The sequence below is a fragment of the Segatella albensis DSM 11370 = JCM 12258 genome (assembly GCF_000426565.1).
GTDB lineage: Bacteria > Bacteroidota > Bacteroidia > Bacteroidales > Bacteroidaceae > Prevotella > Prevotella albensis.
Genome location: NZ_AUFP01000002.1, coordinates 82431 through 100744, shown reverse-complemented (window position 1 = coordinate 100744; position 18314 = coordinate 82431). Strand labels below are relative to the sequence as shown.

The window sequence follows — 18314 nt, the reverse complement described above, 5'->3', positions numbered from 1 at the left end:
GCACATTTTATTTAAAGAAGAGAACGGCAATCGTGGTGAGGACAGAAGCAACGGAAAGCCATACCGAAACATTTCGTGACGTATTACCGTTGGCCGTAGATTGTCGTGCCCTGTAATTGTTCGCTTTCACATATATCACGTCATTCTGGTGGATATAAAAGGCATCAGAACGAAGAAGGTCTTTCCCGGAAGCTAGATTAAGCATATAAGTTTTCTTCATTCCATCCACATCGCGTAGTACGACGATGCTGTCCCTCTTTCCGAATAAGGTTACGTCACCAGATTGTCCCAGGGCTTCAAAGATATTTGTCTCATCCTTGGTGATCTTCTTTATGCCCGAAAGGGTTACCTCACCTAGAACAGTATACGAAAGATTCTTGTATCCCACGTTGACGGTGACATCCTTAGCCATTCCCGTATTCACTAGTTTTTCCTTGATGATTCCTTCGGTTTCCTCTCGGGTTAGTCCCGAGAGATGTATCTTTCCCAAGATCGGGAAATCGATATTGCCATCAGAGTCGATAGTATATCCTGTAATGTACTGGTTGCCCGAAGGACTTCCCGAACTGATGTTCGTGTTCAGGTTACCATTGAAGAGATAGTTGAACTCCGGAATTTTACTCTTGACGATGATAGATATCTCATCACCTTTCTGTAGTCTGATCATTCCGTTGTTCGAGGTTTGTATGGTAGTACCATCATAGAGGTCTTGCATATAATTGAAGTTCTTTGGCGTTTCACAGGAAAGAAAAACAAAAGAAAGTAAAAGTATAATGATATGATATGATTTCTTCATGATGAATCTTAATATTGTTTTAGAGAAAACTCGTTTTATCCTAAATTATTGTCCCATAACCCATGCAAATCCCTTTGCAGTTCTCAATCCATTGTCTTGAAAATGGTTGCCGGGATTCCATTCCAGAATACTGTTTATCCCCTTGTCTTGCAAGATCTCGTATTCCCGACGCATACATACAGCCACCTGTTTCATGGCCACACTCTTGGTATGTTCCTCTTTGTCTCCTAAACTCAGATAAATATGCTTTACCAAAGGGTCATGCTCCTCAGAGTATTTTATCCAGTTAGGATACCATATCGATGGTGATGCCGATACCGTACCATAGAATATATCACTCTGGAAAGCCGCCCATATCGAGAAGAATCCGGCAAGGGAATATCCTCCGAGGATGATCTTCGTGTCAGGGAGACAGAACACAGGGATGATATTCTCGATGATATAGTCGAGTGTTTGCGGACCGCCATCACCGAAAGGAATCTTTCCGAATACCGGTGGGGCAGGCCAAGGTGTAAGTTCCGCATTCCATTTTTCTATCTTGAAAGCCACAAGTGTAAACGACTTGTCCGTCAGTTGCTCAATATGTTCCACCTCATGGTCGAGTTCCGTCACATCATGACTGTCCACCGGTTGCAGGAGAACGAACCGAGGTTCATCCTCATGATAGACGTAGCAAGTCTTACCACCTATAGATTGTACATTCTTATTATGTCTCATAAAAACTTAGTATGAATCATGTCCCGTGATGTCACGAGAGCCGTAGACGATGCAAAGGTAGCATAAAAATGGCAATCATATATATAATATGTGCGAAAACGAACAAAAACTTCCATTTTTATTTTGCTATTACTGTAAATTGATTTATCTTTGCAGCAGAAAAGTACATTTCAGGGGTTGTTTGGATTTGACAGCGGGATGAAATGGTACGTAAGCACGCGGAGCCTCGATGGCTAGCTCCTTAATCTGAGTGATCAAAAATTAATTGGCGAAAACAATTACGCTCTCGCTGCCTAATCGAAGTACAGTAGATTACTGGCTTAATCCTGTCACAAGGTGATAGGACGAGACACCGCTCCGAGGATGTTGTTCCGAATCTAAAGATATAGTGGTGCAGGTTAAATCGGAAATAGTCTGGCGATGCCTCGCTCGTCTGATGAAATTTTAGAGGATAAGGTATCGGTTGGTGGTCCAGGTCTTGCCGATACACGAAAACCGAAGGCTGGAATAAACGTGTAGAAAGCGTATGGTTTCCCTGTTTGGACGCGGGTTCGACTCCCGCCAGCTCCACGACCATCTTTTCAGACAAAGTCAAAAAAACAATTAGGAATCTGTAAAGTGCCTTAACTTCATGAAGTTAAGGCACTTTACTTTTTGCTCGTAAGCATCTTCTATCAGCTAATCCAAAGGTCATCTTGCGATTTCCTTTCTATTTAGCGATTAGATATATATCAATAAATTACGGGTACGGAAGATATAAAAGCGTCTTTCTCGCATTTATTAGGTAAATTATGACTACCTTTGCACTCGTTTTTTTAACGATAAAAAATAAAGTATGATAATTACAATAGCGCGCCAATGTGGTTGCGGTGCAATCCATGTGGGCGAGATACTTGCAGAACATTATGGCATACCTCTCTATACGAGAAAGAGTTTGATGGATATGGCCGAAGAAAAGGGCATCTTGCAGGAAATGGATGACTTCTTCGAGGAGCGTCCTGTAGACAATCTGATGTTCGCGATATCAGAAGGATATGCAGAAGCAAACATCAGTCTGCATGAGAAACCTATTAAAATGCTCTCGGATATGATCGGAGATAGGGATTGCATCATCATAGGACGATGCGGAAATTATATCTTTAGGAATCGAAAAGATCTGGTATCTGTATTCCTTAAGGGTAACGTGGATGCCAGGGTGCTGGATATCATGCAAGAGAAAAATATGAAGAAGACCGAAGCACAAGAGTTTGTTGACTATATAGACGATTGTCGTATCAGTTATCATAAATACTATACAGGTCTGACTTGGGGAAATGCTGCCGATTACGACATCTGTCTGGACAACTGTCGGTTGGATTCCTCGCATACGGCATCGATCATAGAAGGATATATCAAAGCATTGAACATTAAATAATTAAAAGAAGGGTAAAAAGAAGGATAGCAAAATGAAATATATTATACAACTACTTATTATTATCATATTCGCATTTATCGGGGAAGTACTCCATCATTTCATACCGGTTCCGGTACCCGCCAGCATCTATGGTATTATCTTGTTGTTCGGAGTATTGGAGATGAAATGGATCAAGGTGAAAGATATCCGAGAAGTCAGTATGTTCCTCATCGCTGTGATGCCTGTGATGTTTATCCCTTCAGCAGTAGGACTTATTGACTCTTGGGAAGCCATCAAGGGCTCAATATTCCAGTATCTCGCCATTACGATAATAAGTACAGTAGTAGTGATGTCTGTTGCCGGACTCGTGACCCAATATGTGATTCGTCGCGGAAAGGAGGCAGCCGAATGAAAGACTTATTGCAGAATTCAGTATTTCTGGGTGTCCTGCTCAGTATCGGAGCCTATGCCATTGGTATGTTGTTGAAACGAAAGACGGGTTGGAGCATCCTCAATCCACTATTGGTTTCTATTGTTTTGATTATCGCATTCCTCTTGGTTACAGGACTTCCTTATCAAACCTATAGTGAAGGAGCAGATATTATCAGCTATATGCTTACTCCAGCAACGATCTGTCTGGCAGTTCCATTATATCAACAGGTAGAACTATTGAAGAAAAACTATAAGGCAGTATTGGCCGGAATATTATCCGGAGTGATTAGTTCGATGATCACGATACTTATCTTAGCCTTATTGTTTGGGTTCGATCATGCATCATACGTAACTTTCCTTCCTAAGTCTATTACGACCGCCATCGGTATGGGCGTCTCTCAGGAGTTAGGTGGATACGTATCAGTAACAGTCGTTGTCATTGTGCTTACCGGTGTTATCGGAAATGTGATCGCCGACAGAGTATTAGAATTCTTGCATATAGAAGAACCTATTGCCAAGGGTGTCGCCATAGGTAGTGCATCCCATGCCATTGGTACGGCCCGTGCTATGGAAATGGGACAGGTTGAAGGCGCCATGAGCGGATTGTCCATCGTAGTAAGTGGTATCATGACAGTACTTGGTGCTACGGTATTTTCCTGGTTTCTGTGAAAAGTAACTTGTTGAGGAAAATATTTGTGGTTAATGAAAGTTAAAATGAAAACTTCAAAATTTGTAATACGGTTGCAAGTTTTTCTCCTGTTCTTATATACTAAAGATAAAGGAAAAATAGAAGTTGTGTGAAAATGTGTGGATAAAAAATGAAAAAACGTATATGAATAAAAGAACTAATTTCGACTTTTGATTGCCGATATGTTTTGTTGGTTTCAACAAAGTTTTGTATATTTGCATCCGAAAGAATAGAAAGAGTTCTTATTAATCGATAGAAAAGTAAATTTAAAACTTGAGTAATTGTGAACGGGGGCCAGTCGAGAGACAGTCCCCCTTTTTCGTATGCCACGTTATTATACAGTATTTGATGAAAAAGTAAGATTTTTCTTGCGGGTTTCCCATATTTTTTTAGTATTTTTGCACGCTGAAAGAACTCAAAGTATATATTAGATTATTTTTGGATGAATACGATACCCCATGTATTAGGAAACCTTCCTTCCGATAGTTTCCTAAAGAATCAAAATGCGTTTAAACAATTTGTCGATATAGTTTCCGACTATTTCGAACAGGGCGTCGTTAGCAAGGACGAATTAGACAAGATTTTACTCTTCTCGATGAAGAAAGCCTGTGGCATGCTCTATCAGTATATCGATGAATACAATCATCGTGCAGCAGGTGTGTCGCAAAGTCTCATCGACTTCATGAGCGACAAGGAACAATTTGTCTATGATATTAAATTTCTTTCCAGAGCGGGATACATCCTCAATATCGAAGATGTAAACGATATGAAGAAAGCATTCCTTACCACCAAACCTAAAGCACTGGAGTGCTTTCTCTTTACCTGTCTCAAGAGTGCCAACTCGAAATGGCTGGAGATGGAACCACTTGCCAACGGCCATGCCAGACAGTCTACCAATCGTATAATCTTTATCGATGTACTGGCCAATAGTATCGGTCTCGATAGTGATGATAAAGGACAGATGATTATGTTTAGGATGAAGATAAGATATCTGGAAAAGCAAATTAAAGACAATCGGAGTTTGCGCGATATCATGCCTAAAAGCAAAAAGAAAAAATAATAGTATAGTATAATGACCGACTCAAAGATTGAAGAAGAAATAAGGAAAGCCCTAAAGGCAGGATTCCAGGTATCATTTGATGACTATCGAGCCATAAAGAACAGTAATCCTGAGGCTTATAGACGGAATGTGCTGAAAGGTCTTCGTCTCTATCGAATCCTTGCTCCGCACAACTCAGCTTTGCTGAAACTCTGTGAAATTCATCACCTAAACTTGGAACTGATAATCTCAGAGGAATATCAGAAAGCCATGCAACTGTTGTGATTTTGTTGCGTATTCCGTATACTACATCATTCTAACACTACAGAAACAACTTTAACGGGTCTGTTTCTCCCCAGTAAAGATGTGTGTAGCTGGCGATGACATTCCCTTCGCGGAATACGGGAGTTGTCACAGGAGTCCCGGCAGCATTATATACTTGCGTCATCGATGCAGGAACTTCATTGCAGAATTGTGTGTAATGGAATTCATGCCCCCGAAGATTCTGATGATTCCATTCCATTTGACGATATCCGAGAGATAATTTCCGGTCTGATTTTCGTGCTGTGATGGAATACGGCAACACTCCACACATCTCCCAACATCCCTCATCGGTGAGGATTTCCTTGCATAGATACATCATTCCCCCACATTCGGCAAGAACCTTTCCTCCTCTCTGTGCATATTCTCTGATAGACTTCCTCGTGGTTTCAGCCTTCATGAGTGCTTCAGTGTGCTGTTCAGGATAGCCACCCGGTAGATATAACAGAGAAGTATCATCAGGAAGTGAGAAATTCTCTTCCGGATCAAAGAAATCCACGGTTCCGAGCGTACGCAGAATGTCGATATGTTCCTGATAGATAAAAGAGAAAGAATCAGCGTTTCGCGCCACAAGGATATGCCCCCCATCCCTTTGTGAAGTTACGGGAGAAGGAGCCGCGAGCGGATGTTTCAATTCGAGCAATCCCCGCCAGTCAACCGTCTTGTCGAGTTGTTCGATAAGTTGTTGTGATTTAGAATCCGTGTTGAAGTCTAACCCCAGATATCTTGATGACACTTCCCATTCAGACTGTTTGGGAAGATATCCGAAGCACCGAACATCGATGTCGTCGCAAGCCTGTTTTAGCATGTTGAAATGGCGCTGCGACCCCACCTGGTTGAAGATAACTCCCGCAATCTCCACATCCTTTCTGAAGTTGACAAAGCCCTGTATCAGAGGAGCGATGGAATAAGCCGATGATCTCGCGTTTACGACCAGTATCACAGGCAGATGCAAGATACGAGCAATCTCGGCCGAAGAACCCAGGTCGCGGTCATATCCATCGTATAGTCCCATCATACCTTCCGTGATCGTCAGATCAGCATGGTCAGCATATCGGGCATAAATCTCTTGGATATGAGATTTGCTGGCCATGAAAGAGTCGAGATTCACCGAAGGTCGCCCACATACCATAGCATGATACTTCGTATCTATATAGTCAGGTCCACACTTGCAGGGTTGCACATGTAACCCCTTGTGCGTATAGAGCGCCATCAGTCCGCGGGCGATTGTGGTTTTTCCGGAAGCCGAGGATGGTGCAGCGATGAGAAATTGAGGAATCATATTCATTATTGCAAAAGTAAAACTTTCTAAGAGAAAATAAAAGGATGTTTTTAAAAAATATATCAAAATTACCCTCTTTTTCTTAATTTATATGTATCTTTGCATTCCAGATGAGGCAATCCTTAAGAAGAATCTGAAGGATGCAAGGGAATCCGGTGGAATACCGGAGCTGTTCCTGCAGCTGTAATCCTCGTTTTACTGATTCACTAGTATAACGCCACTGCGTCGAGCGGGAAGGTATAGTGAATTGAGGAGAGCCAGAATACCTACCTTATCTATATTATAGAGTATAAGACTTCCAGGAGTTGAAGTTTAACTAGGATTCATGTTCTTTATATCACGACATCGAATCCGTAAATCATAAAGTAATGAAGAAAGTTTATTTATTGTTAGTGGGCGGAATGGTCGCCACTTACCCTGCAAATGCTCAGATGCATCAAAAGAATGATACATTGAGTGTTTATCGTACTCATGTTCTTGACCCTGTAGTGGTTACAGCCTCGGGACATCATCAGCATCTTAAATCCTCATCAACGCCGGTACATGTACTCACGAAGGGTGAAATCCACGAACAAGGCATCACCACCCTTGATGCAGCGTTGACTCACATGCTTCCTCAGGTTTCATTGGCTCCTAATGCCATGGGATCACAGTTGCGTCTCAACGGATTGGGAAACAAGTATATCTTGGTGCTCGTCAATGGTCAGAAGTTGTCTGGTGATATCAGCAACAATGTTGATTTGAATCGTGTCGATATGTCTCGTGTGAAGCGTATCGAGGTACTTGACGGTGCGGCTTCCTCACTTTATGGCTCTGATGCCATCGGCGGTGTCATCAACATTATTACCGACCAACCTACGAACGATCTCGTATCTGTAACATCAAATACTCGTGTTTCAGGACGTGGACAGTTGACACAGTCTGTGAACCTCGATGCCTATTACAAGGGATTCGGATCATATACGACATTCACTCACGACAAGGCTGATAGCTATCGCATCAACCCTTTGGAATATGTAAAGGGTGAAGATGGTGAAACCCGGCAGTCTTTGTCTCCGATCTTTGTCGGTTACAAGTCGAACCTTTTCAGTCAGAAGTTTGTGTATGACGTCAATCGTCATCTTTCTTTCAATGCTTCGCTGAGCACATCTTACAAGATGACCAATCGTCCGGATACCCGTACCGATATCGCCGGAGGATATGATTACGAGATGCGATATAAAGGATTGCGATGGGATTTGGGAAGTATCTATAAGATCAACGACAAGAATTCTATCCAGTTTACCTTTACCACCGATAAGTTCCGTTATGGTAAGGAATATGATGTCGAGACCAAGTCAAATCATATCGGCGACTATATTCAGCAGAAGAAGCAACGCTCTTATGAGTCTGACCTGAAGGGCGTATTCCATTTCGTAAAGAATGGTACCACCGTGATTGGTGCCAACTGGCGTAACGACTTCCTTACAGCCTCTTCGGGTAATATCGATGAACACGTATATACCTTAGCCGGATATGTTCAGCATGAACAAACAATCGTAAGCGGTTTGAAGGCTACTGCCGGATTGCGTTACAACTATCATGAAACTTTCGGTAACCGACTTACTCCAAAGTTTGCGTTGATGTATTCTGTGGGTAACTTCAACTTGCGTGCCAACTACGCCATGGGTTTCCGTGCTCCGGGACTTGATGAGTTGTATTACAATTACTTCTCTGTAAACCATGGTAAGGTGATGGTAACTTTTGGTGACAAGAACTTGAAGCCGGAGAAGAGTAATTATGTCGCTTTGAATGCAGAATACCGTACCAATAGATTCTCTATGTCTGTTAATGGCTTCATGAACTATATCAGCGATATGGTCATCAAGAATTATGTTGATGTAACTCCGGAGAAACTTGTAGAACTGAGAAAAGCATTCCCAGAGATGACAGATCCACAGGCTAAGAAGCTCACCCATTATTCACTCTATCAGAATAGTGACCGTGGATTGGTAAAAGGTGTACAGGTAAACCTATGGGCTAACGTCCTCCCGGGTTTTGATCTCACAGCCAACTATGCCTATACTTATGCAAAGACCAAGAGCGCTGACGTATGGCAAGTTTTGGAACGTAGTATCCGCAATACCGCAACCGTAGCAGCCAACTATCACCATGTATGGAACAAGTATGCCCTCAACGTGAATTTGAACGGCAGACTGCAGAGTAAGACCTATTACCCAAGTTATGAAGATGCTCCAGGCTTCGGTGTATGGAATCTGAATACAACACATACCTTCGATTATCTGAAGTGGGCGTTTATCGAACCAAGTATCGGTGTGGATAACATCCTGAATAAGACCGATAATCGTATCGATAGCGACAAGCGCCGATATGCACTCTACTCACCAGGCAGAATGCTCGTAGTAGGACTGAAGGTGAAGTTTAAATAATGATGAATCAATGAGTAACGCAAAAATCATAGTTGTTGGCATCGGACCGGGTAGTGCAGATGATATGACCCCCGCCGTACTGAATGCCGTTCGCGAGGCAGATATCGTAATAGGGTATAGCTATTACTTCCAGTTTGTCAAACATTATCTTCGTAGTGATGCCCAATGTATCGACACCGGTATGAAACGTGAACGCGACAGAGCCTTGCAGGCCTTCGAACTCGCAGAACAAGGCAATGTCGTTGTCGTCATCAGTAGTGGCGATGCAGGCATCTATGGTATGACACCACTCATCTATGAGATGAAACGCGAGCGTAACAGTGATGTTGAGGTCATCTCTTATCCGGGTATCAGCGCCTTCCAGAAGGCGGCCTCTCTGCTCGGTGCACCTATCGGCCATGATTTTTGCGTTATCTCACTATCCGATCTGATGACCCCATGGGAGGTCATTGAAAAACGAATACATGCTGCCGCGATGGCCGACTTCATCACGGCAGTATATAACCCTAAGAGTCATGGCAGATACTGGCAACTCTATCGACTGAAGGAAATTTTCCTGCAAGAGGGTAGAGCCAAGGAAACCCCGGTAGGCTATGTGAGACAAGCCGGCAGAGAAGAACAGAAGGTGACGCTGACGACCCTCCAAGACTTTGACCCTGAAGAAATAGATATGTTCACGGTGGTACTGATTGGTAATTCGCAATCGTACGAATGGAATGGTAGTATGATAACCCCTCGCGGGTATTATCGTCAGGATGACGACCATGCCGCGAAGATCGGACAGGATATCATGATCCATAGTTTTAGGACTATAGAGAGCGAACTGAAACATCCTGATATCCCGCTCGACCATAAGTGGGCTTTGCTCCATGCCATTCATACGACGGCAGATTTCGATATGGAAGATATCCTCTATACCGATGACCATGCTGTGGAAAACCTATATCGTAAGGTAGCCTCAGGCGAGTTGAAAACCATTGTGACTGATGTGACGATGGTGACGAGTGGCATCCGCAAGGGCGCCTTGGCACGGTTAGGGGTAGAGGCAAAATGCTATCTGATGGACCCTCGTGTGAGTGAACTCGCCCAACAGAAAGGTATCACCCGTACACAGGCGGGAATCCGATTGGCTGTAGAAGAACATCCTGATGCCCTCTTTGCCTTTGGCAATGCACCTACGGCATTGATGGAACTCTGCGATTTGATTCGTAAGGGCAAGGCTCATCCTGCCGGTATCATCGCAGCACCGGTAGGCTTCGTACATGTCAAGGAGTCTAAATATATGGTGAAACCGTTCCATGACATCCCTAAGATTATCGTTGAGGGCAGAAAGGGGGGCAGCAACCTTGCCGCCACACTCTGCAATGCCATCCTTTGTTTTGATGATGCTGCACAGTTACGTCCCGGGCGCGACTTATGATAGCAGAATAAAAGAATAAATCATAGACCTATGAAAAAGTTTTTTGTAATAGGTATTCCCGATTCTCCTGATTTCCATTTTGCGAAAGAAGTAGAAGAACTCTTGTCTACCGCACGTATCTTCTCGGGTGGTAGACGTCACCATGAACTGGTGAGTGAGCAATTGCCCGTTGATGCGCAATGGATAGACATCACCGTACCCTTGGATGATGTTTTCCGACAATATTCCGCTGTAGAGTCACCTATCGTCGTCTTTGCCTCCGGTGATCCCCTGTTCTTTGGTTTTGCCAATACCATCCGTCGCAAGATGCCGGATGCCGAGATCATCGTCTATCCCTGGTTCAACTCCCTTCAGACCTTAGCGCATCGCATGGTGATACCTTATCATGATATGCGCATCGTATCGCTCACAGGGCGCGACTGGCCTGAATTTGACAGAGCTTTGATAGAGCGTGCAGACAAGATCGGTCTACTTACCGACCGTCAACATTCGCCGTCAGCTATTGCTCAACGGATGATAGAATACGGATATACACAGTATCAGATGACGATAGGCGAGCATCTGGGCAATAGAGAGAAGGAAAAGGTGCGTACAATCTCCCTGTCGGAGGCCGCACATGATACCTCAGAATATCCCAACTGTTTGATTTTGCAGGCATCATCCCCATTACCACCGCGCAGGTTGGGCATTCCCGATCACGAGTTTATGCTTCTGGACGGGCGTAGCAAGATGATTACCAAGATGCCTATTCGCTTGTTGTCCCTTCAGGCACTGGATCTGTATCAGCGTCATGAGATGTGGGATATCGGCTTCTGCACCGGTTCCGTATCAGTAGAAGCGCGCCTACAGTTTCCGCACCTTCATATCACATCTTTTGAGATCCGTCAAGAGGGCAGGGCACTCATGCAGGAGAACTGTCATCGCTTCGGAGCACCGGGAATAGAAGTACATATCGGCGACTTCATGCAAGAAGACCTCTCTGTGCTGAAAGCTCCGGATGCCGTCTTCATCGGCGGTCATGGGGGACATCTTCGCGATATGATACATCGTATCTATAAGTATCTTCGTCCCGGAGGATGCATCGTGATGAATGCCGTCATCTCTCAGGTTGTTCCCGTAGATAGTAGGGCGATATTCGAAACCACAGCCACAGAACTCGGTATGACATTGCAATCTGCCGAACGTATCCAATTAGATGAATTTAACCCTATCATTATACTAAAAGCGATAAAACAGGAGTTGTAAAGTAAAGACCATACGATATAATGAAGATTGCTGTTATACAGATTTCGAAGACAGGACATCCTGTAGCCCAACGATTGATAGAAGAGTTGCATGCCCATCCTTTTAGTTTGCATGAAGGTATGACACCGGAACATTGGAACACTCATGATGCCTTTGTCTTTATCGGTGCCATGGGCATTTGTGTGCGTAGCATTGCACCTTATCTTCGAGATAAACATACCGACCCGGCAGTAGTCTGTGTCGATAGTTTGGGCGAGATGGTCGTTTCAGTCTTGTCGGGACATATTGGTGGGGCCAACGAACTCACCCATAGAATTGCTGGATTATTGGGAGCTATGCCCGTTGTCACCACACAGAGTGACCGCATGGGATTATGGGCTCTCGATATGCTTGCCGGACGATTTGGATGGACAGTGGAGAATGAACGGATGAATCAGCAGATTGCACGCTTTACGAACCGCAGACCGACGGCCTTATTACTTGATATTTGTGATAAGGGAACAGACTGGATGGAAGCTAACCTTCCCGATCATGTAAAGGTGTTCTATCATCTTGATGACATCCCGCAACAAGATTATGAGTTGTTGCTGGCGGTGTCTCCTTTCCAACTCCATAACATTACAATACCCTGTCTGCAATATATCCCACGATGCGTTCACCTCGGTATAGGACTGGCGCATCAAGCCCAACCTGTTGATACGATTCTGAGGGAGATGACGGCATCGATGACTGATCATCAGATCCTTCCGGAGGCTGTCGCTGACTATTCCACAATTCGTGAGAAGAAAGACGAACCTGTGGTCAAGATTTTACAGGCACAAGGTGAGACCGTACATTTCTACGATGCAGCCCAACTCAAGGATGTGGAAGTTCCTAATCCCAGTGCCACTGTCGAAAAATATATGTCTACAGCGAGTGTCTGTGAAGCATCCGCCCTTCTCTCTTCCCGGTATGGTCGTCTACTGATGTCTAAGCAGAAAGGAGAAAAGTGGACATTGGCAGCCGCTCTCGATGTTGATGCCGTTCGTCAGGGACATATCGAGATAGTCGGAGCAGGTCCCGGAGATCCCGACCTCGTATCAGTACGTGGGCGCAGGATGCTCGAACATGCCGACCTGATCTTGTATGCCGGTAGTCTGGTGCCTCGTGAACTTACGGATTGTGCCAAGGCCGGTGCTACCGTCCGTTCCTCTGCCGACATGAATTTGCAAGAGCAATGCCAGTTGATGAAGACCTTCTACGATCAAGGCAAATATATCGTACGATTGCATACTGGTGACCCTTGCATCTTCGGTGCTATACAGGAGCAGATGGCCTATTTCGACCAGCACAATATGCACTATCATATCACTCCGGGAATATCATCGTTTCTGGCAGCTGCCGCCGAACTGCGTTCCCAGTTTACCATTCCGGAACGTGTGCAGACCATCATTCTGACACGAGGCGAAGGGCGTACACCGATGCCTGAGCGTGAGAAGTTGCACCTGTTGGCACGCAGTCAGAGTACGATGTGCATCTTCCTGAGTGCAGCAATCGTCGACAAGGTGCAAAAGGAGTTACTCATGGAATATCCCGAAGATACTCCCGTTGCAGCTTGCTATCATCTCACTTGGGACGACCAACGCATCTATCGCGGTCAACTCAAAGACCTGGCTAAGATTGTGAAAGATCATCATCTTACCCTGACCACGATGCTTGTCGTTGGTGAGGCGATAGATAACAGAAGTCATGAGTCAAAACTCTACGATAGACATTTCACGCATCTATTCCGTCAGGGCAAATGATACTCGTATTTGGAGGAACGACAGAAGGTCGTAAGACGGTAGCGGAACTGGAAGAAGCGGGTAATCCCTTCTTCTATTCTACCAAACAAGGTGAACAGGATATCGCCTTGCTGCATGGTATTCCGCTCTGTGGAGCTATGCCCGAGAACGACATGATCGCCTTCTGTCGGTCACATTCCATCCGCCTCATCATTGATGCTGCCCATCCTTTTGCCGCGCATCTGCATCATACGATAGCACGTGTATCTCGTCAACTTCATCTTCCAGTCATCCGCTATGAGCGAATCTATCCTCCTCGTAATCCTGCTATCCTGTGGGTTGCCGATTACGATGAGGCAATCCGTATGTTGACCGACAAAAACAAAACCGTAAAACGTGTACTTTCAACCTGTGGGGTGCAGTCGATATCTCGGTTGCAACCTTTGAAGCAGCGGGGCATCCGACTGTGGTTTAGGATACTTCCTCGGCAAAGTAGTATGGCTTTGGCTTATGAGCAGGGAGCATGCGATGAAGAACTTTGCTACTATCCCTCTCCAAGTGATGCGGAGCGTTCGACGACGGAAGACGATATGGCCCTCTTTGAACGTCTGCATCCCGATGTCGTCCTCGTCAAGGAGAGCGGTGAGAGTGGAGGCTTTGAAGATAAGACCCGTGCAGCTTTATCTCTTGGCATCCGTGTGATGGCCATCAAACGTCCCGTCATGCCCGAAGGCTTCCTGACCGTAAATGGAGAGCATGGACTGCGAAGAATGGTAGAACATGTACTTCCGGAGTTTTATCCATTGCATAGTGGACTTACCACTGGTACATGTGCTACGGCAGCAGCATTGGCAGCCTGTTTTCGTTTGTTGAAAGACGAATGCCCTACAAGTGTGCCCGTCATCCTCCCTAATGAGGAGACCATTCCCGTTGATGTCCTTTATCATAATGATGGGGCATCGGTCATCAAGGATAGTGGTGACGACCCGGATGTAACGAATGGACTGGAGATACAGGCATCGGTGATCCAAACCCGTGGAGAACAACATGAAAACATCATCATCAAGGGCGGTAAGGGTGTAGGAACCATAACACTTCCCGGTTTCGACTCTCCCGTCGGCGAGTCTGCTATCAATCGAGTACCTCGTGAGATGATCCGTGATAATATTCTTGCTCATTTCCCCGATGCCCATCTTGTGGTGACGATCTCCATTCCACAAGGCGAAGAGATAGCCCGTCGCACGTTCAATCCCCGTCTGGGCATTGTTGGTGGCATCTCCGTGGTAGGAGTTTCTGGCATCATCAAACCTTTCTCCAAGGCTGGGTTCTTAGATTCCATCAAGAAGTGTATGCAGGTGGCTAAGGCTTCGGGATGCGATCGGGTGGTCATCAATTCCGGTGCCAAGAGTGAGCGATTCGTCAAGGTCTATTATCCCGCATTGCCTTCACAAGTTTTCGTGGAGTATGGCAACTATATCGGTGATACCATCCGGATGGCCTCAGAACTGCATTTTCCTCAGGTAACATTGGGTGTGATGCTTGGAAAGGCGGTAAAGTTGGCGGCAGGAAATTTGGATACCCACAGCAAGAAATCCGTGATGGATAAAAGTTTTATTCTGGATATGCTTCGGGAAGCTCAATGCGATGATACAGTCATCCGTAAGGCAGAACACATCACCTTAGCTCGTGAATTGTGGAAGATCGTCCCTGAGAGTCAACTTCAGCGATTTGCCGAAGTCGTCATCAAGTATTGTGCCTCCCATTGTGAATCCCTGTTACCGCATGGTCAACTGACCATATTGTTGATTGATGAAGACGGCAACATCTATCACTCATGAAATTCACGATTTCTTCTTCTGAATAATACAACAGCGATGACAGGCGCTCCGATGAGAGCCGTTACCGAGTTTACCGGTAGCACACCCTCGAATCCCGGCATCCTCGCCAGTAGGTTGCATACCAAGGCCAGTGCTGCCCCCATGAGCATGGTTCCCGGCATCAAGATACGATGGTTGGAACTGCGGAATACAGCGCGACAGAGGTGAGGTACCGCCAAACCGATGAACATGATCGGTCCACAATAGGCGGTGACGATAGCGATGAGGATACCGGCACTCAGTATGATCAGCGTGCGGGCACGGTTGATGTTCAGACCGAGGTTCTTCGCGTATTCATCACCGAGCAGCATCAGGTTGAGCGTCTTGATGAGTAACATCGAGAGCGGTATCAGTATCGCCATGATGACCACGAAAAGTACCATCTGGTCGCCCGATACACGTGAGAAACTGCCCAGTCCCCAGACGACGAAAGCCTTTACATCTTCCTCAGGACTAAAGAACTTCAGTATACCGATGATCGCTGAGGCTAGATAACCGATCATCACACCGATGATCAACAGTGTGACATTACCCTTTACACGTTGCGATATCCATACGATGAGCCCCATCACGGAGAGTGAACCGATGATGGCAGCGATGGATAAGGCTGTGTCACCGAGATATCCCAGTCGGCTCAGAGCCACATTTCCTATAGCTCCGGAGAGTAGGACGACAAAGGCAACGCCCAAACTGGCACCACTGCTCACTCCCAATACCGAAGGACCAGCCAGTGGATTGTGGAATACCGTCTGCATCTGCAGACCACTGATAGCCAGTCCTGCTCCCGCCATAGTTGCCGTGAGGGCCTGTGGAACTCTTGACTTTAAGATGATGTTCTGCCAGATCTCTGATGTCTCATCGTTGCCCAAAAGGATAGCTACGACATCCTTCATAGGGATGTCGATAGAGCCAATAGCCAAGTTGATGACAAACAACAAGGCGATGGCCACAAGGAGTAGGGTCATCAAAGGGGCAGTTCTCCGCATCATTTCAGTAGGGTATAATAAGTTGGTTTATAGTCTTTCGGCATCAACTCCGGATGGAAGATAGCGATAAAGTCTTTTAATAAGATATCCGGTTGTACCGGTGACAACTCATAATAAGGAGTCTGCTTCATGTTGCAATAGATGACATGCTTCTCTTTGAAAGCCTTGAAGTCAGCATTCCTTGGGTCACTGGCCTTTAGTGCATCATACGAGAAATTGCCCGGATAACTGTTCAGAATCCTCCAGTAGTCAGCCTGTGCTGCCTGAGCATATAGAGATTCAAAGTCCATAGGGACGCCTCCGGTGTGGTGATCATTCTTCAGCACATATTCGGCACCGGCGTCGCGGAACATCTGAGCAAGATAGTTCTTACCACCCACGGCAAACCAGTTGCCACCATGTATTTCACCGCTGAACACCACCGGTCTGTTCTTCACCTTCAGTGCCAAGGCCTTCGCTGCCTGATATCGCTTTTCGATGCCAGCGAAGATCTTGTTGGCCTCCTTCTCCTTACCGATGAACATACTGACGAATTTGATCCATTCAGCCTGACCTAATGGAGAGAGTTCCTTATAACCCAGATGTGGTATCAGTGTGATTCCCGTCTCCTTGATTGTCTCATATCCGCCACGTTTAAAAGGTGAGATGAAGATGATGTCAGGGTTGGCAGCCATCACCACCTCGGTATCAAAATTACCTTCTTGTCCGATCTTCACGATGTCTCCCTCTTTCACGCGTTTCAGGATATCCTTGTCAAAGAGATTCTTTGTGCTGGTGATACCCTTCACATAGTCGTGGGCATCGAGGGCGGTGAAGTTGGAGAGCTGCAATAGTGTCATACAGATGGTACTCTTGATAGGGATTTCTATAGGAGTATATCCTGCAGGCACATTAACCTTGGCGCCTCGTGGCACCAGAGCAAAGTGATAATCACTCTTATGGTCATCCATCATGTGCTCTTTGTCGCCCATCATGTGCATCTTACCGGAATGTTCACCATGAGCCTTCTTCATCCCTTTGTCGTGATGCTTCTTCATACCCCCCATACCTTTCATCTCCATTTCAGAACCGAAAATGTCGACGAGTCTCACGCCATCCTTCTGATATTTCACGGTAAACCCTTTAGCATATTTCGGTTGGATCAAGGCATCCTTGCTCATGATCCCCGTCACGTCAGCCTTAGGATAATCTTTCTTTTGCAGATTATTTTTACATGAGTTCATTGTCATCGCGAAGATGGCAGTAAGTGCGATAAAAGCAATTCTCTTCATAGTTTGATAATTTTATGCAAAGATACAAAATAGTTTCCTGATGTGATAATTTTTACACTATTTAAACCTTATCGTGCAAGTGTTAAAAGAAAAAGGTGTCTGTTTATAGCTCCTTTTAGAGCAAACGGGCAGTCTTCTGCCCCCATGATAGTATGGAAAATCCATGCTCAAAACTTGCGTCTTCGAACGCAGTTAACTTCATCGGCTTACGCAGTTAACTTCGTAAGCTCGTGCGAATAGGTTTGTAGCCTTATGTAGTTAACTGAATAAGCCGCTATTTTCAGTATCTTTTGATGATAGAATAGATGTTGATTTTTTAACTTGCTGATAATCAGTAATTTGCATTTTGCTCATAATTCCAGTTTTCGTCATCAACTCGTCATGGATTCAGAATTTGCGAATTATGAGCATCTTCTTAAGATTGAAAATTAAGGAATTTAAAGTTCATTAAACTTGGGCGAATTCAACTTAATAACGCAACAACTTTAGAATTGTTTTATTTTTCCAATATTTTCGTATTATAAACTCAATAGAAGATATAAAATTCAGCCTTTTTCTAGGTCTGTTGTTAATCTTTTCTTGTACCATATATATGTCTTCATCTGTTATTGTTTTGAAGTCAGTCCACCTCTCAGTCCGCCTCTTAGTCCACCTC

The 18314-nt window shown here is 45.0% G+C and carries 15 protein-coding genes, 1 other RNA gene and 1 riboswitch; of the genes, 11 read left to right on the top strand and 5 right to left on the bottom strand.

The genetic code is table 11. The annotated features are described in order from the left end of the window. Positions 1–7 precede the first annotated feature (7 nt). Both K333_RS0101955 and K333_RS0101950 read right to left on the bottom strand, forming a co-directional pair. The gene (locus K333_RS0101955) at positions 8–796 is read right to left on the bottom strand and encodes a polysaccharide biosynthesis/export family protein (RefSeq protein ID WP_024989144.1); all 789 of its coding nucleotides are present in this window, start codon (positions 794–796) and stop codon (positions 8–10) included. A 45-nt stretch (positions 797–841) separates the two neighbouring features. Then, a complete protein-coding gene (locus tag K333_RS0101950) occupies positions 842–1513 on the bottom strand; it encodes a hypothetical protein (RefSeq protein ID WP_024989145.1) in 672 nt (223 codons plus the stop codon). A 173-nt stretch (positions 1514–1686) separates the two neighbouring features. Between K333_RS0101950 and ssrA the strand changes: the two genes are divergently transcribed. The 6 genes from ssrA (at position 1687) to K333_RS0101920 (ending at position 5350) form a co-directional block, all read left to right on the top strand. Next, positions 1687–2086: a transfer-messenger RNA gene (gene ssrA / locus K333_RS12840) on the top strand. A 262-nt stretch (positions 2087–2348) separates the two neighbouring features. Further along, positions 2349–2927, top strand: coding sequence for a cytidylate kinase-like family protein (locus K333_RS0101945; RefSeq protein WP_024989146.1), 579 nt, complete (start codon positions 2349–2351; stop codon positions 2925–2927). Between the two features lie 31 nt (positions 2928–2958). Next, complete coding sequence (locus tag K333_RS0101940) at positions 2959–3318, top strand: CidA/LrgA family protein (RefSeq protein ID WP_024989147.1); 360 nt, start codon at positions 2959–2961, stop codon at positions 3316–3318. After that, complete coding sequence (locus tag K333_RS0101935) at positions 3315–4007, top strand: LrgB family protein (RefSeq protein WP_024989148.1); 693 nt, start codon at positions 3315–3317, stop codon at positions 4005–4007. Before K333_RS0101940 ends, K333_RS0101935 begins: the two co-directional genes overlap by 4 nt. 461 nt (positions 4008–4468) lie before the next feature. Further along, positions 4469–5086, top strand: a complete 618-nt coding sequence (locus K333_RS0101925; RefSeq protein ID WP_024989149.1) for a hypothetical protein — start codon at positions 4469–4471, stop codon at positions 5084–5086. A 12-nt stretch (positions 5087–5098) separates the two neighbouring features. Beyond that, complete coding sequence (locus K333_RS0101920) at positions 5099–5350, top strand: hypothetical protein (RefSeq protein ID WP_024989150.1); 252 nt, start codon at positions 5099–5101, stop codon at positions 5348–5350. A 37-nt stretch (positions 5351–5387) separates the two neighbouring features. On the opposite strand, the gene K333_RS0101915 is transcribed toward K333_RS0101920, so the two are convergent. Further along, complete coding sequence (locus K333_RS0101915; RefSeq protein WP_024989151.1) at positions 5388–6674, bottom strand: cobyrinate a,c-diamide synthase; 1287 nt, start codon at positions 6672–6674, stop codon at positions 5388–5390. 90 nt (positions 6675–6764) lie between these two features. Next, positions 6765–6956: riboswitch (cobalamin riboswitch) on the top strand. Positions 6957–7036: 80 nt separating this feature from the next. Between K333_RS0101915 and K333_RS0101910 the strand changes: the two genes are divergently transcribed. From K333_RS0101910 to cbiD, 5 genes are read left to right on the top strand one after another with little or no spacing between them, the layout of a single operon-like run. Next, positions 7037–9097 (top strand): TonB-dependent receptor plug domain-containing protein, encoded by a 2061-nt coding sequence (locus K333_RS0101910; protein WP_024989152.1) that lies wholly within the window; start codon positions 7037–7039, stop codon positions 9095–9097. Positions 9098–9107: 10 nt separating this feature from the next. Continuing rightward, positions 9108–10517 carry a precorrin-3B C(17)-methyltransferase gene (cobJ, locus tag K333_RS0101905; RefSeq protein WP_027452262.1) on the top strand — a complete coding sequence of 470 codons (1410 nt, stop codon included), beginning with the start codon at positions 9108–9110 and terminating at the stop codon, positions 10515–10517. A gap of 30 nt (positions 10518–10547) precedes the next feature. After that, positions 10548–11762: a bifunctional cobalt-precorrin-7 (C(5))-methyltransferase/cobalt-precorrin-6B (C(15))-methyltransferase gene (locus K333_RS0101900; RefSeq protein ID WP_024989153.1), complete on the top strand. Its 1215-nt coding sequence runs from the start codon at positions 10548–10550 to the stop codon at positions 11760–11762. Between the two features lie 20 nt (positions 11763–11782). Then, a complete protein-coding gene (gene cobM, locus K333_RS0101895) occupies positions 11783–13546 on the top strand; it encodes a precorrin-4 C(11)-methyltransferase (RefSeq protein ID WP_024989154.1) in 1764 nt (587 codons plus the stop codon). Then, positions 13543–15363 (top strand): cobalt-precorrin-5B (C(1))-methyltransferase CbiD, encoded by a 1821-nt coding sequence (gene cbiD / locus K333_RS0101890; protein WP_024989155.1) that lies wholly within the window; start codon positions 13543–13545, stop codon positions 15361–15363. Before cobM ends, cbiD begins: the two co-directional genes overlap by 4 nt. Here cbiD and K333_RS0101885 read toward each other — a convergent pair. Continuing rightward, positions 15354–16391 carry an iron ABC transporter permease gene (locus tag K333_RS0101885; protein WP_024989156.1) on the bottom strand — a complete coding sequence of 346 codons (1038 nt, stop codon included), beginning with the start codon at positions 16389–16391 and terminating at the stop codon, positions 15354–15356. The genes cbiD and K333_RS0101885 overlap by 10 nt on opposite strands. Then, a complete protein-coding gene (locus K333_RS0101880) occupies positions 16388–17659 on the bottom strand; it encodes an ABC transporter substrate-binding protein (protein WP_027452261.1) in 1272 nt (423 codons plus the stop codon). The genes K333_RS0101885 and K333_RS0101880 overlap by 4 nt, the downstream gene beginning before the upstream one ends. Positions 17660–18314: the final 655 nt, after the last annotated feature.